The following is a 13,936-nucleotide window of genomic DNA, read 5'->3' on the forward strand; positions in this document are numbered from 1 at the left end:
CCGTGATCAGCGAAATGTCGGTGGTCGATGTGATGCTGAGCGCAATGACCGACGCGCTCGAACGCTTCTCCCCCGCCACCCGGGAGTGGTTCCGTGGTGCCTTCGCGGCACCGACCGACGCCCAGGCCGGGGCGTGGGAGGCGACGGCGGCGGGCAGTCACGCCCTCGTCATCGCTCCGACGGGCTCGGGCAAGACCCTCGCGGCGTTCCTCTCCTCGATCGATCGGCTCGCCTCGCAGCCGCTGCCGGAGAACCCGCAGCAGCGCACCCGCGTGCTCTACATCTCGCCGCTCAAGGCCCTCGGCGTCGACGTCGAGCGCAACCTCCGCGCCCCGCTCGTGGGCATCACGCAGACGGCGAAGCGCCTCGGCATGCAGCCGCCCGAGGTCACGGTCGGCGTCCGCTCGGGCGATACGCCCTCGAGCGACCGCCGCGCACTGCAGAAGTCGCCGCCCGACATCCTCATCACGACGCCAGAGTCTCTCTATCTGATGCTCACGAGCTCCGCGCGCGAGACCCTCGCGGGCGTCGAGACCGTGATCCTCGACGAGGTGCACGCCGTCGCGGCGACCAAGCGCGGCGCCCACCTCGCCGTCTCCCTCGAGCGCCTCGACCAGCTGCTGCCGAAGCCGGCGCAGCGCATCGGGCTCTCCGCGACCGTGCGTCCGGCCGAAGAGGTCGCGCGCTTCCTCGGCGGCGGGCGACCCGTCACGATCGTGCGACCTGCCGCCGACAAGCGCTTCGACCTGCGCGTCGTCGTGCCCGTCGACGACATGACCGAGCTCGGCGCCACCGGCCCGGTCGAGGGCTCGACGGCCGGGGCGACGGAGCCGCAGCAGGGCTCGATCTGGCCGCACGTCGAGGAGGCGATCGTCGACGAGGTGCTCCGGCACCGCTCGACCATCGTGTTCGCGAACTCCCGCCGCCTCGCCGAGCGGCTCACCGCGCGTTTGAACGAGGTGTACACCGAGCGGCTCGTCTGGCAGACGGATGGCGCGGAGCCCGCGCTCGTCGGCGCAGCGACCGCCGAAGCCGAGGTCGGCCGCCCCACCCCGCCGACGACGAGCCCGCCCGCGCAGCTGCTCGGCGGCTCCGGCACGACCTCCGGCGCCGAGCCCATCCTCGCCCGCGCCCACCACGGCTCCGTCAGCAAGGACCAGCGCGCCATCATCGAGGACGACCTCAAGTCCGGTCGGCTGCGCTGCGTCGTCGCGACGAGCTCGCTCGAGCTCGGCATCGACATGGGCGCCGTCGACCTCGTCGTGCAGGTCGAGGCACCGCCGTCCGTGGCATCCGGCCTGCAGCGCGTCGGTCGCGCCGGGCACCAGGTCGGCGAGATCTCCCGCGGGGTGCTGTTCCCCAAGCACCGGGCCGACCTCATCCACTCCGCCGTCGCGGCCGAGCGGATGATCGACGGACTCATCGAGGAGCTCTCGATCCCGCAGAACCCGCTCGACATCCTCGCGCAGCAGACCGTCGCGGCGACCGCGCTCGATCAGCTCGACGTCGACGAGTGGTACGACACCGTGCGCCGCAGCGCGCCGTTCGCGACGCTGCCGCGCAGCGCGTACGACGCGACGCTCGATCTGCTGAGCGGCCTCTACCCGAGCGACGAGTTCGCCGAGCTCCGCCCGCGCCTCGTATGGGACCGCGTCAAGGGCACGATCAGCGGCCGCCCCGGCGCCCAGCGCCTCGCGGTGACGAGCGGCGGCACGATCCCCGACCGCGGGCTCTTCGGCGTGTTCATGGTCGGCGGCGAGTCCGCGGTGGGCAACCGCGTCGGCGAGCTCGACGAGGAGATGGTCTACGAGTCGCGCGTCGGCGACGTCTTCGCGCTCGGCGCGACGAGCTGGCGCATCGAGGAGATCACGCACGACCGCGTGCTCGTCACCCCCGCCTTCGGGCAGCCCGGCCGTGTGCCGTTCTGGAAGGGCGACGGGCTCGGCCGCCCCGCCGAACTCGGCCGCGCCATCGGCTCGTTCGTCCGCGACATCGCGGGCGGCTCGCTTGAGGAAGCGCGGCAGCGCGTGACCGCGAGCGGCCTCGACGACCGCGCCGTCACCAACCTCATCGCCTTCGTCGAGGAGCAGAAGGCCGCGACCGGACACGTGCCCACCGATCGCACCCTCGTCGTCGAGCGTTTCCGCGACGAACTCGGCGACTGGCGGCTGGTGCTGCACTCCCCGTTCGGCCTGCCGGTGCACTCGCCGTGGGCCCTCGCGGTCAACGCCCGCGTGCGCGAGCGGCACGGCTTCGACGGCGCCGCGATGGCGAGCGACGACGGCATCGTCGTGCGCATCCCCGACACCGACGCGGAGCCGCCCGGGGCCGAGCTGTTCGTGTTCGAGGCCGACGAGCTGCAGACGCTCGTCACCGACGAGGTAGGCGGCTCCGCGCTCTTCGCCTCCCGCTTCCGGGAGTGCGCCGCACGCGCCCTCCTGCTGCCCCGCTACAACCCCGGCCGCCGCTCGCCCCTCTGGCAGCAGCGCCAGCGCGCCTCGCAACTGCTCGAGGTCGCCCGCAAGTACTCGACCTTCCCGATCGTGCTCGAGACCGTGCGCGAGGTGCTGCAGGACGTCTACGACCTGCCCGCCCTGATGCAGCTGACCGGCGAGATCTCCTCCCGCCGCATCCGCATCGTCGAGACGCAGACCGAGCAGGCGTCGCCGTTCGCCCGGTCGCTGCTCTTCGGCTACGTCGCCGCGTTCATGTACGAGGGCGACTCCCCGCTCGCCGAGCGCCGCGCCGCCGCGCTCTCCCTCGACCCCACCCTGCTCTCCGAGCTGCTCGGCCGTGCGGAGCTGCGCGAGCTGCTCGACCCGAAGGTGCTCGACCAGGTCGAGGCCGACCTGCAGCGACTCACGCCCGAGCGCAGGCTCAAGGGCGCGGAGGGCGTCGTCGACCTGCTGCGTATCCTCGGACCGCTCAGCGTCGACGAGCTCGCCGCCCGCGTCGACCCCGAGGCGACGGATGTCTCGGCGCTGCCGGCCACGCTCGCCGAGCTCTCCCGGGCGAACCGTGTTCTCCGCGCCACGATCGGCGGCGAGGAGCGCTGGGCGATCGTCGAGGACGCCGCCCGCCTCCGTGACGCGCTCGGTGTGCCGATCCCGATCGGGGTGCCCGTCGCGTTCCTCTCCCCCGTCGAGGATCCGCTCGGCGACCTGGTCAGCCGCTACGCCCGAACTCACGGGCCGTTCGCCGCGTCATCCGTCGCCGAGCGCTTCGGACTCGGCATCGCGGTCGTGCTCGACACCCTGCGGCGGCTCGGCAGCTCGCGCCGCCTCGTGGAGGGCGAGTTCCGCCCCGACGGGCAGGCGAGCGAGTGGTGCGACCCCGAAGTGCTCCGCCGACTGCGCACGCGGTCGCTCGCCGCGCTGCGGCAGGAGGTCGAGCCCGTCGACCAACCGACCCTCGGCCGGTTCCTGCCCGAGTGGCAGCACGCGGACGGGTCGCTGCGCGGCATCGACGGCGTGCTCAGCGCGATCGAGCAGCTCGCCGGCGTCGCCCTGCCCGCGAGTGCCTGGGAGACACTCATCCTTCCCGCCCGCGTGCGCGACTACTCCCCCTCGATGCTCGACGAGCTCACGAGCACGGGCGAAGTGCTTTGGTCAGGCAACGGCTCGCTCGCCGGCAATGACGGCTGGGTCAGCCTGCACCTCGCCGACACCGCGCCGCTCACCCTGCCCGACCCGACGGGCGAGGAGACGACCGCGCTGCAGCGCGAGGTGCTCGCGTCGCTCGCAGGCGGCGGCGCCTACTTCTTCCGCCAGCTCTCCAACGCCGTCGGCTCGACGGATGACAAGGAGCTGCTCACCGCGATCTGGGATCTCGTCTGGGCAGGGCTCGTCACCAACGACACGTTCGCCCCGCTCCGCTCCCACGTCGGCGGCAAGGCGTCCGCGACCCGGCGTCAGCCCCGCGCCCGCGCCTACCGGGGTCGCGCGCGCCCGACGATGCCGACCCAGTCCGGCCCGCCGAGCGCCGGTGGACGCTGGTCGATCCTGCCGCTCGCCGAGGCGGATGCCACGGTGCGCGCCGCCGCCACGGCCGAGCTGCTGCTCGAGCGGCACGGCGTCGTCACCCGCGGCGCCGTCGCCAGCGAGGGCATCCGCGGCGGCTTCTCCACCGTCTATCGAGTGCTCAGCCGCTTCGAGGAGACCGGCCGGGCCCGCCGCGGCTACTTCGTCGAGCAGCTCGGTGCCGCCCAGTTCGCGACCGGCGCGACCGTCGACCGGCTCCGCCGCTACGCCCTCGCTCCCGACGCGGCCGCCCCCAACGCCGCCGTCACCCTCGCCGCGACAGATCCCGCCAACCCCTACGGCGCGGCCCTGCCGTGGCCGGCCTCCGGGGATGACGAGAAGCGCGGGCACCGTCCCGGCCGCAAGGCGGGCGCGCTCGTCGTGCTCGTCGACGGCGCGCTCGCGCTCTACGTGGAGCGCGGCGGGAAGACGCTGCTGACCTTCACCGGCGACGCGGCGAAGCTAGCCGCCGCCGCGGCATCCGTCGCCTCGGTCGTGCGGCGCGGGCTCGGCAAGCTGACGGTGGAGAAGGTCGACGGCGAGTTCGTGCTCGGCACCCCTCTCGGCGACGCGCTGCGCGAGGCCGGCTTCGCCGCCGCCCCGCAGGGACTGAGGCTGCGTGCCTGAGGGCGACACCGTCTACCGCGCCGCGCACAACATGCAGGCCGCGATCGCGGGACAGACGATCACCAAGTCCGACTTCCGCGTGCCGAAGTACGCCACCGTCGACCTCAGCGGGCAGGTGCTGCACGAGGTCGTCAGCCGCGGCAAGCACCTGCTGCACCGCATCGGCGACGTCACCGTGCACAGCCACCTCAAGATGGAGGGCTCGTGGCACCTGTACCGCCACGGCTCGAAGTGGAAGCGGCCCGCGTTCCAGGCCCGCGTCGTGCTGGAAACGGCCGACTGGGTCGCGGTCGGGTTCGACCTCGGGATCCTCGAGGTCGTCCCCACCGCGGAGGAGGACGAGGTCGTCGGCTACCTCGGGCCCGACCTGCTCGGACCCGATTGGGACGCCGACCGCGCCCTCGCCAACCTCCGCGCGAAGCCCGAGCGGGAGATCGGGCTCGCGCTGCTCGACCAGCGCAACCTCGCCGGCATCGGCAACGTGTACCGGGCCGAGCTCTGCTTCCTGCGCGGGGTGCTGCCGACGCGGCCGGTCGGCGAGGTGCCGCAGCTGGAGAAGACCGTCGACCTCGCCCGCCGCCTGCTGCTCGCCAACAAAGACCGCACCGAGCGCACGACGACCGGCAACCTCCGCGGAACGACCGCGTTCGTGTACGGCCGCGCCGGCAAACCCTGCCTTCGCTGCGGCACCCCCATTCAGCACGGGATGCTCGGCGACTCCGACCTCGAACTCCGCGACAGCTACTGGTGCCCCCGCTGCCAGACCTGATTGACTGCTGAGTGGGGAGAGGGGGTACCTCATGCTCGAGACACCGGTACCCGTCGAACACGTCGTCCGCGGCACTTTCACGGCCGCACTCGCGATCCCCATCGGGATCGCCCTCTTCGCCATCCTCGGCGGGCTCGGCTACATCGCGGGCATCGTGGCCGCGCTCGTGCCGGTGCTCGCGGCCTGGCTGTACCGCTTCGGCGCGGGGCATCCGCTGACGGCCGCCGGGTTCCCGGGGTTCCTCCTCGTGACCGCGGTCGGCGTCGGGCTCGGGATCTTCACCGGGCTCGTCTCGGGGTTCCTCATGACCATGCCGCCCGTGCCGCCGTTCTCACCGCACTTCTGGGACGCGTTCCTCGACAGCTTCGCCTCCGGTTCCGCGTTCGAGATGGTCTGGCTGCCGACGCTCGTCGGCATCGCCCTCGCGGTGGTCGGCGTGGTCGGGGTGCTGCGCGGCCTGCAGCAGTCGGAGGAGCAGGTGCTCTAGCGGCGCCGAACACGGAGCGCCACGGCCGCGACGGCGCACACGACGCAGAGGAGCCCCACGCCCACGTACCAGGGCGCGAGACGGAAGCCCTCGTTGATGAGGGCGTACGTGTAGCCGATGTCGTCGATGTCGGGGTAGCGCTCTCGCCCGGTCTGCAGCGCCACGGAGTACCGGAACTTCCACACGCCGGTGGCGACGAGCACGACGCCGGTCAGCGCGAGCAGCCAGGCGAAGGGGTTCCGGAGCGCGGCGCGCAGCCCGCGGATCACCGCCGCCAGCGCATCGCGAGCACGACGAGGCCGGCCGCCGCGATGACGAGTCCGGCGCCGAAGAGGGTCGGGGCGAACTGGATCACCGCCCAGAGGCTCTCGAGCTCGGCCTGGGTGTCGGACTGGCCGTCCTGGTTGAACTGCAGCTGCGACTGCCGCCGGTAGGCGTCGAAGTAGCTCTCCCGCCCCCAGATCGCGAGCAGTGCGCCGCCGACGATGAGCACCCAGACGAAGGGGTTGAGCAGCTCCTTGACGAAGGGGCGCCGGATCTCCTCCTCGGTCTCGCGCTCGGGCTCGGCGGCATCCGTCGCCTGGGGCTCGGCCAGCTGCTCGGCGGGCGGCGTCTGCTGCTGCTGAGGCACGGGGGCGGCGACGCGGGGCGCGGGCGGGGCTACGGATGCATCCGGCATCGCGAACGCGGGCCGTGCGGCGCTCCGGCGTCCGGGAACCGGTCGCTGCGGATCGGCCAGGTCGTCAGGGCTCACGGGCGAGACGACGGCCTGCCCCGGGTTCTGCGGGCGCGGCACGTACCCGCGCTGGAACGCCGGGTCGTAGCGCGGATCGAACGTCGACTCGGTCATGATTCCCCTGCCTGTCGTCGCCACGGTAACCCAGTCGTCACCGCGATCGCCATGATGCCGCCCGCGATCATCGCGACCCCCGCCGCGGTCATCGCCGGTCCGAAGTATCCGCCGAAGTCGATCGCGGCGAAACCCGTTGCCGTCACGTCCACCGGCAGCACGGCGTCGCCGCGCAGCACGGAGCGCCCGTAGCCGTAGCTCGCCACCCCGTTCGCGATCACGACTCCGCCGATGACGACGAGCAGGAGCGCGAAGGGGTTGAGCAGCGGCATCCGTCGGGGCCAGCGCAACGCGAGCACGAGGATGCCCGCCGCGGCCGTGAGCAGGCCCGCCGCGAACGCCGTCGGGGCGAACTGCACGGTCGCCTGCAGCTGCTGCTCGCGCTCGAAGCCGGCGGACTCGATGCCGCCGCCGGTGCTCTGCAACGTGAACCGGGCGACGTACGCGTCGACGTAGGAGCGGTACGCGCCGAACGCCCCTGCCGCACCGATCACGAGCAGCACCCACACGAAGGGGTTCCCCACCGTCTGCGTCAGCGTGCGGCGGGGGATCACGGCTCAGCTCTCCAGTGGGGCGATGAGTTCGGGTCCGTTGTTGCGCGGGCTGTTGACGGCCTTGCTCACGGGATAGTGCATGAGTTCGTGCGCCACCTCGACCGAGACGCGATCGAGCAGGGCGAGCACCTCCTCCGCATCGAGGTCGCCGCCGAGCCACGCGTCGTAGGCGTCGGGGGTGAGACAGGCCGGCATCCGGTCGTGCACCTCCCCGGGGGCGACGTGGGCATCGCGCGTGATGATCGACATCGACAGGCGCCACTTGTCCGGGTCGTCGTCGCCCTTCGCCGGGTCGCGCCAGGCGCGGACGACGCCCGCCATCGCGAGGTCGGAGTCGGGGTCCTGGATGAAGTGCGGCTGCTTCGACCCGTCGGGCAGCCGAACCCACTCGTAGTAGCCGGCCGCGGGCACGATGACGCGGCCCTTCTCGAACGGACCTTTGAACAACCCGTTGCTCGCGACCGTCTCGATGCGCGCGTTGATGACCGGCTTGCCGCCGCCGAACACCGGCGAGCGCGGCGCCACCATTCCCCAGCGGACCGGCACGAGTTCGCGCCGCCCCTCGCGCTCGCGCACGACGGGCACCTCCTCGGTCGGCGCCACGTTGTAGTTCTCGGGCAGCGACCAGCTCTCCTCGAGCAGCGTGGCGACGGCGCCGTGGACGCTCGAGGTGGTGACGAAACGCCCGCACATGCCTCCATTGTGCGCCGCTCCCCCGACACTGTGGTCGGTGCGACCCCGAGGGTGCTCAGCCTCGGGGCGGGGCCCTCGCCGTCGGTGGCAGCGCGTACGGTGACGGCATGACGACCCCGGATGCCTCGCGCTGCGACATCCGCGACTGCGGACAGCCGGCGCAGCAGGACGCCCCGCTGCCGCTGTGCACCCGGCACCTGCTGGAGGCGTACGAGTGGGTGGCTCGCGACGTCGGCGTCGCGGACGTGCTGCCGTCGCCCTGTCTCGTCTGCGGCTCGCGGCTCGGCGTGCGGTACCCGTCGGGCTGGATCTGCGGCGTGTGCGAGTGGAGGCTCGGCGAGGCGCCGGATGCCGAGGTCGAGGTCGCCCGCGTCGACGTCGTCTACTACCTGCGCTACCGCGACCGCATCAAGATCGGCACGACGGTCAATCCACGGCAGCGCTTCGCCGCGCTGCTGTTCGACGAGGTGCTGGCGTTCGAGCGCGGCGGCCGTCCGCTCGAGCAGCGACGGCACTCGGAGTTCGCGGCGCACCGCGCGCCGGGCACGGAGTGGTTCGAGATCCACGACGAGCTGCTCGCCCACGTCGAGCGCCTGAGGGCCGGGGTTGACGACCCATGGCAGTTGTACGCCCGGTGGGTGAGCGAGGCGCTCGACCGGTAGCCGTGGCGCTCCTTAGAGCGGCGCCGCGGGCAGCGGGCGGCGCAGCGACTCGAGGCGGCGGCGCCACAGGTCGAGCCGTCCGGGCAGCTCGGCGAGCTGCGGCCCGTCGACCCATTGCGTCACTATGCGGATGCCCTGCAGAGCGCTGAGCGTCCACACCTCGTGCCCGTCGAGCTCCGACGCGGTGACGTGCTCGTGCAGCACCTCGACGCCGAGGGCTGAAGCGAGCGTCTCGAGAGTGCGGGCGGTGACGGAGTCGACGCGATCGAGGTCGTGCGCGGGGAAGCAGAGCAGATCGCCGCGCCACCAGGCGAGCCCGCTGTACGCGCCCTCCACGAGGTAGCCCTCCGGCGAGACGAGGATCGCCTCGCCCGCGCCGCGCTGCTGCGCCTCGGTGCGCAGCCGCAGCATCGTCGCGAGGTCCGGCCCCTTCACGTTGGGCTCGCGCCGGGGGTCGGGGCCGCGGTGGGTGGCGACGACCACCCAGCGGGTGCGCTCGGGTGCCGGCCGCATGCGCAGCTGCAGCTCGAGCCGGTCGCCCTCGCCCCGCAGGTCGACGCGGGGGAACCACTCGCCCTGCCGCGGGATCGCGGCGACGGCGGCGTCGAAGAACTCCTCGCCGCGGTCGCGCCACTCGGCGGGCAGCGCCTCGAGGAACCGGGTGCGGTGCAGGTCGAGCGCGAGCACGCGTCCGTCGACGACGAGCCACGAATCCGCCGCGACGACGGCGACCTCGCCCGTCTCGCAGGCGTCGACCGGCTCCAACGCCTCACCCCGCCACCGCTGCAGGGGCGCGGGCCGGGCGGAGGGGCGCTCGCTCATAGGGTTAGCGTATGCGTCCGCCCCTGACCCGCCGGGTCGACGGGTGGCTCGAGCCCGTCGACGCCGTCGAGCTCCTCGCCCCGTCCGACGCGGATGTCGCGCTGCTCGAGAGCAGCGACGGGCGCGGCCGTAGCGTGCTCGCCCTCGGCACCGCGGAGCACGGCCCGTTTCCGCGGGTTCCGCTCGACGGGCGGGGCTCGGGCGCCCCCGCCTTCGTCGGCTGGCTGGAGTACGAGGGCGGCGGACGCTGGCTGCGCGTGGACCGGTCGCTCGAGTTCGACCACGACACGCAAACGCTCACGGCGCACGGCGACGACGACTGGGCGCACCGCATCCGCGAGGCCGCCCGGCGCACGCCCACTGCGACGCCCACCACCCCCGCGCCCACCACCGCGACCTGGCGCCACGACGACGCCACCTACCTCGAGCTCATCGCCCGCTGCCGGCATGCGATCCGCGAGGGCGACGCGTACCAGCTCTGCCTCACCAACACGGCGACGATTCCCGAGGCGCCCGACCCCTGGGCCACCTACCTCCGGCTCCGCCGCGCGAGTCCGACGCACCACGCGGGCTTCCTCCGCCTCGGCGACCGCACCCTCGTCAGCGCCTCGCCCGAGCGCTTCGTCGAGATCGGCGCCGACCGCATCGTGCGCAGCAGCCCGATCAAGGGCACCCGGCCGCGCTCCGCGGACCGGGCGGCGGATGACGCGGCGGCGGCCGACCTCCTCGCCGACGACAAGGAACGCGCCGAGAACCTCATGATCGTCGACCTCGTGCGCAACGACCTCAGCCGCGTGGCGCAGCTCGGCACCGTGCGCGTCACCCGCCTGCTCGAGGTCGAGCGCTACGCGCAGGTGCACCAGCTGGTGAGCACGGTCGAGGGCCTCCTGCGCGACGACGCGACGGCGGCGGATGCCGTGGACGCGCTGTTCCCGGCGGGCTCGATGACCGGGGCGCCGAAGATCAGCGCCATGCGCATCCTCCGCGACCTCGAGCGCGGGCCGCGCGGGATCTACTCCGGCGCGTTCGGCCTCGTGCGCGGGGACGGCTCGACCGACCTCGCCATGGTCATCCGGAGCATCGTGTTCGAGGGCGGCGCCGCGACGGTCGGCGCCGGCGGCGGGATCACCGCGCTGTCGCGTCCGAAGGCGGAGCTCGCCGAGGTCAAGCTCAAGGCCGCGCCGCTGCTCGCCGCGCTCGGGGCGGGCTAGCCCCGCACGTCGAACGTGCGCAGTCGGCCGCACATGCCGAACCGCCGCTCGGCGGGGCGCACGGTCAGCGCGGCGGATGCGAGGTGGCCGCCGAGCCCCTGCGCCAGATCGGCGAGCACGGTGTCGGTGACGTCGACCTGCGCGCGGACGACGTCGCTCCAGAGCTCGCGCCACCGCTCCGCCTTCGGCTGCACGAGCGCGACGGCGGCGTCGCAGAAGCGTCGGTAGGGCGTGAGGTCGCCGGCCTCGGCGGCCGTGCGCAGCGAGAGGAAACCCTGCACGGCGAGGTCGCGTCGCCGGTCGGCATCCGCCTGCGTCGCCTCCACCGGCAGGGCGGCGACGGCGGCGTACCGGTCGGCATCGGCGAGGTGCTCGAGCGGGAACGACATCACGGCGTCGCCAGCCTCGGGCAGGCCGGAGTTCTGCATCACGACGACGACCGCGAGCCCGCCGAGGTTGACCGCGCGGTGGATCGTGCCCGGGGTGAACCACGCGACCACGCCCGGCTCGAGCGGGGTAACCGTGACGCCGTTCGGGCCCAGCGTGTGCAGCTCGCCCCGCCCCGCCGTGACGACGTACGCCTCGGCCGAGGCGAGATGCAGGTGCGGCGTGCCGCCCGCGACGCCGTCCGGCGCGACGGTGTCGTACACGTCGAGCAGGCTGACGGAGGTGCCGCCCGGGAACGTCGACGCGGGCGCGGTCACGCCCCGCTGCCCTGCGGGGCCGCGACCGGAGATACCGCGACCGGGGGCGCTGCGAGCACGGGCTTCAGCCGCTCGGCGAGCTCGGCCGCGTAGCCGTCACCTCCGCCGTCGGCGATCGCGACGGCGTAGCGGAACGTCGCCGCTTCGCCCGGCGCGATCTCGAGCTCCTCGCTGAAGAACGGGGCCGGGCAGATGCAGGCGAACTCCTCGGTGCGGGTGAACCACTGCGGCGGGTGCTGCGGGTTCGCGGCGTCGTCGAGGAAGACGACGGTCGACACCGTGTCGGAGTCGTCGTGCCGGCCCTCGAAGCCGAGCCACGGATGCCGCGTGCCGCGCAGCTCGTCGCCGCCGCGTCCCTCCGGCGAGATGATCGCCCCGCCCGTGAACGAGCGCGGGCCGCGCCAGAAGAGGCCGCCGTAGCCGGCGTTCTCGCGGCCGCGCGTGGTCGGCGACCCGATCGGGATGGTGCGGTCGCTGACGTTGCGCATCGTCGTCTCGAACGTCAGCGCCCAGGCATCCGGCCCCAGCAGCGCGGCACCGAGGCGGCGCTGCTCCTCGAAGATGCGGCGGCCGTCCTCGGTGATCCAGTGCAGCTCGTGCTCGAACGTCGCGCGCTCGGCGCCGAGCTCGGTGCGGATGGTGCCGACGGGATCCTGCCGGCCGTTGTTGGGCAGCTGGACGTAGGACCGGCCGGGCACGAACGTCGGCCCGCCCCAGAAGTTCTCGTCGGCGACGACCGGGAGCGACCAGGCGATGCCCTTGTGCCAGACGTGGTCGTGCGGGCGGAACAGGCTGACGACGTCGCCCGAGCGGGTGCGGATGGGGTGCAGGTACGGCTTCGGCGACTCGTACTGCGGGGTGTCCGGCCGGTACTCGTACGTGACGAGTTCGACGTCGCCGTCCATCACCCGCATGCGGCGGTCGATCTCGTGCACCAGGCGCAGCTCGCTCATGAGACGGGCTCCTTCACGGGCGCCCACGGCACCGCTCCGCCATCCATGCGCGAGGCGAACGGGTCGTCTGGCCCGAGCTCGCCGCTGCGCACGCGGGAGCCGCGGAACGCCGAGGCGTAGATCGCCGCGACGAATTCCATGGTGCGCCGGGCCTCGTCGAGGCCGACCTCCGGGCGCTCCCCCGCCTCGAGGGCGTCGAAGATCGCGGCGAGCTGGGCAGTGTGGCCACTCTCGACGTCCGGTGATCCGTCGTTCCAGCGGTCGAGCACGTGCTCGTGACCGGGCACCGGGGTCACACGCCAGTGCTCGTCCCGGTAGCCGTAGAGGTGCTCGACCTCGACGGTCGCGTGCTCGAAGTCGATGCGCAGGCGTGAGACCTCGCGCGGCGAGACGAGAGAGTTGATGACGGATGCCACGGCGCCGTCCGCGAAGCGCACGAGCGCGAGCGACACGTCCTCGGTGTCCGTCGGGCGGGACTGCCTCGCGGCCATCGCGGTCACCTCGTCCCAGTCGCCGAGGACCGAGAGCAGCAGGTCGAACTGGTGGATGCCGTGGCCCATCGTGGGTCCGCCGCCCTCGACGTCCCAGCGACCGCGCCACGGCACGTCGAAGTAGGCGTCGTCGCGGAACCAGAGGGTCTCGCACGTGGCGACGAGCGGGCGCCCGAACACGCCTTCGCGCAGCAGGCGGCGCAGCTTGACGGCCGCCGAGCCGAAGCGGTGTTGGAAGACGGTGAGCGAGGGGACCCCGGTCAGCGCCGAGACCTCGGCCAGCCGATCCATCTCGACGAGGGTCAGCGCCGGCGGCTTCTCGACGAGCGGCACGACGCCGGCCTGCATCGCCGCGACCGCGATGGGCACGTGCGTCTTCGGCGGGGTGCAGACGTGCACGAGGTCGAGCTGCTCGTTCGCGAGCAGCTCCTCCACGCCTGCGTACGTGGTCGGCACGCCGAACTGCTCGGCGAATGCGCTCGCCCGGTGCGGGTCGACATCGACGGCGGCGACGACGCGCGCCCGGTCGGCGAGCTCGGCGATCGCGGTGGCGTGCGCGTGGGCGATCGCCCCGGTTCCCACGATCGCGGTGCGGAACTGGCGGGAGGGGGTCATCCTGACCTTTCGTGTCGTCGTCGACCGATGGGAAAGCGTTTCCCCAGGCTAGCGAGCCGCCCTCGCCGCCCGCAAGGCGAGACGCTGCCGCCGGTGCATCGTGTCGAGATGGAAGTCGCGCACGTCGCCCGCGGAGGGTGATGAGAATCGCGGTGTCGAGCCAGAGGTTCGCGAGCTGCGCGCGCTGGGCCCACTCCGACTCGAGCGGCTCTGCGGCGAGCGCGACGAGGATCCCGGCCGCGCTCAGCGCGAGCGCGGCGATGCGGGCGAGCGGCCGACCGAGGAAGGTCAGCTCGCCGATCGAGACGTAGGCGACGACGAGCACGATCGCGGTGAGGAGCGTCAGCGGGCTGACCGTCACCGTCGCCGGCACCACGAGCGGCAGGTCGGTGATCCAGCCCGCCTGCGCGGCGATCACGGTGCCGAGGGCGCCGAGCGCCCGCAGGAGCATCAGGCCGTACCCGAAGTAGAGCGTCAGC

At 73.1% G+C, this 13,936-nt stretch carries 13 protein-coding genes; 5 read left to right on the top strand and 8 right to left on the bottom strand.

The features are described 5' to 3' along the window. Positions 1 to 44: 44 nt before the first annotated feature. Genes JUB10_RS03760 through JUB10_RS03770 form a run of 3 tightly spaced genes read left to right on the top strand, consistent with a single transcriptional unit; the run spans position 45 to position 5,902 of the window. Positions 45 to 4,646: an ATP-dependent helicase gene (locus JUB10_RS03760; protein WP_207454300.1), complete on the top strand. Its 4,602-nt coding sequence runs from the start codon at positions 45 to 47 to the stop codon at positions 4,644 to 4,646. Continuing rightward, positions 4,639 to 5,415: an Fpg/Nei family DNA glycosylase gene (locus JUB10_RS03765; protein WP_207454301.1), complete on the top strand. Its 777-nt coding sequence runs from the start codon at positions 4,639 to 4,641 to the stop codon at positions 5,413 to 5,415. Before JUB10_RS03760 ends, JUB10_RS03765 begins: the two co-directional genes overlap by 8 nt. A 31-nt stretch (positions 5,416 to 5,446) precedes the next feature. Then, positions 5,447 to 5,902 (top strand): hypothetical protein, encoded by a 456-nt coding sequence (locus JUB10_RS03770; RefSeq protein ID WP_207454302.1) that lies wholly within the window; start codon positions 5,447 to 5,449, stop codon positions 5,900 to 5,902. On the opposite strand, the gene JUB10_RS03775 is transcribed toward JUB10_RS03770, so the two are convergent. Genes JUB10_RS03775 through JUB10_RS03790 form a run of 4 tightly spaced genes read right to left on the bottom strand, consistent with a single transcriptional unit; the run spans position 5,899 to position 7,999 of the window. Beyond that, positions 5,899 to 6,171: a hypothetical protein gene (locus JUB10_RS03775; RefSeq protein WP_207454303.1), complete on the bottom strand. Its 273-nt coding sequence runs from the start codon at positions 6,169 to 6,171 to the stop codon at positions 5,899 to 5,901. The genes JUB10_RS03770 and JUB10_RS03775 overlap by 4 nt on opposite strands. Next, entirely contained in the window at positions 6,168 to 6,752 is a 585-nt protein-coding gene (locus JUB10_RS03780) for a hypothetical protein (protein ID WP_207454304.1), read from the bottom strand. Before JUB10_RS03780 ends, JUB10_RS03775 begins: the two co-directional genes overlap by 4 nt. Next, positions 6,749 to 7,306 (bottom strand): hypothetical protein, encoded by a 558-nt coding sequence (locus tag JUB10_RS03785; protein ID WP_207454305.1) that lies wholly within the window; start codon positions 7,304 to 7,306, stop codon positions 6,749 to 6,751. Before JUB10_RS03785 ends, JUB10_RS03780 begins: the two co-directional genes overlap by 4 nt. A gap of 3 nt (positions 7,307 to 7,309) precedes the next feature. Next, a complete protein-coding gene (locus JUB10_RS03790) occupies positions 7,310 to 7,999 on the bottom strand; it encodes an SOS response-associated peptidase (RefSeq protein ID WP_207454306.1) in 690 nt (229 codons plus the stop codon). Positions 8,000 to 8,106: 107 nt separating this feature from the next. Here JUB10_RS03790 and JUB10_RS03795 point away from each other — a divergent pair, with 107 nt between their 5' ends. Then, positions 8,107 to 8,661: a GIY-YIG nuclease family protein gene (locus JUB10_RS03795; protein ID WP_207454307.1), complete on the top strand. Its 555-nt coding sequence runs from the start codon at positions 8,107 to 8,109 to the stop codon at positions 8,659 to 8,661. 12 nt (positions 8,662 to 8,673) lie between these two features. Here the strand turns inward: JUB10_RS03795 and JUB10_RS03800 are convergent, their stop codons facing one another. Beyond that, on the bottom strand, positions 8,674 to 9,483 hold the full coding sequence (locus JUB10_RS03800; RefSeq protein WP_207454308.1) for an aminotransferase class IV: 810 nt from the start codon (positions 9,481 to 9,483) through the stop codon (positions 8,674 to 8,676). A gap of 11 nt (positions 9,484 to 9,494) precedes the next feature. Here JUB10_RS03800 and JUB10_RS03805 point away from each other — a divergent pair, with 11 nt between their 5' ends. Then, positions 9,495 to 10,694 carry a chorismate-binding protein gene (locus JUB10_RS03805; protein ID WP_207454309.1) on the top strand — a complete coding sequence of 400 codons (1,200 nt, stop codon included), beginning with the start codon at positions 9,495 to 9,497 and terminating at the stop codon, positions 10,692 to 10,694. Here JUB10_RS03805 and JUB10_RS03810 read toward each other — a convergent pair. Genes JUB10_RS03810 through JUB10_RS03820 form a run of 3 tightly spaced genes read right to left on the bottom strand, consistent with a single transcriptional unit; the run spans position 10,691 to position 13,457 of the window. Further along, positions 10,691 to 11,398: a cupin domain-containing protein gene (locus JUB10_RS03810; protein ID WP_207454310.1), complete on the bottom strand. Its 708-nt coding sequence runs from the start codon at positions 11,396 to 11,398 to the stop codon at positions 10,691 to 10,693. The genes JUB10_RS03805 and JUB10_RS03810 overlap by 4 nt on opposite strands. Continuing rightward, positions 11,395 to 12,351 carry a DUF6807 domain-containing protein gene (locus tag JUB10_RS03815; protein ID WP_242682150.1) on the bottom strand — a complete coding sequence of 319 codons (957 nt, stop codon included), beginning with the start codon at positions 12,349 to 12,351 and terminating at the stop codon, positions 11,395 to 11,397. Before JUB10_RS03815 ends, JUB10_RS03810 begins: the two co-directional genes overlap by 4 nt. Beyond that, positions 12,348 to 13,457 carry a Gfo/Idh/MocA family protein gene (locus JUB10_RS03820; protein ID WP_207454311.1) on the bottom strand — a complete coding sequence of 370 codons (1,110 nt, stop codon included), beginning with the start codon at positions 13,455 to 13,457 and terminating at the stop codon, positions 12,348 to 12,350. Before JUB10_RS03820 ends, JUB10_RS03815 begins: the two co-directional genes overlap by 4 nt. Positions 13,458 to 13,936: the final 479 nt, after the last annotated feature.

The organism is Desertivibrio insolitus, from assembly GCF_017355965.1.
Taxonomy (GTDB): domain Bacteria; phylum Actinomycetota; class Actinomycetes; order Actinomycetales; family Microbacteriaceae; genus JAFIQW01.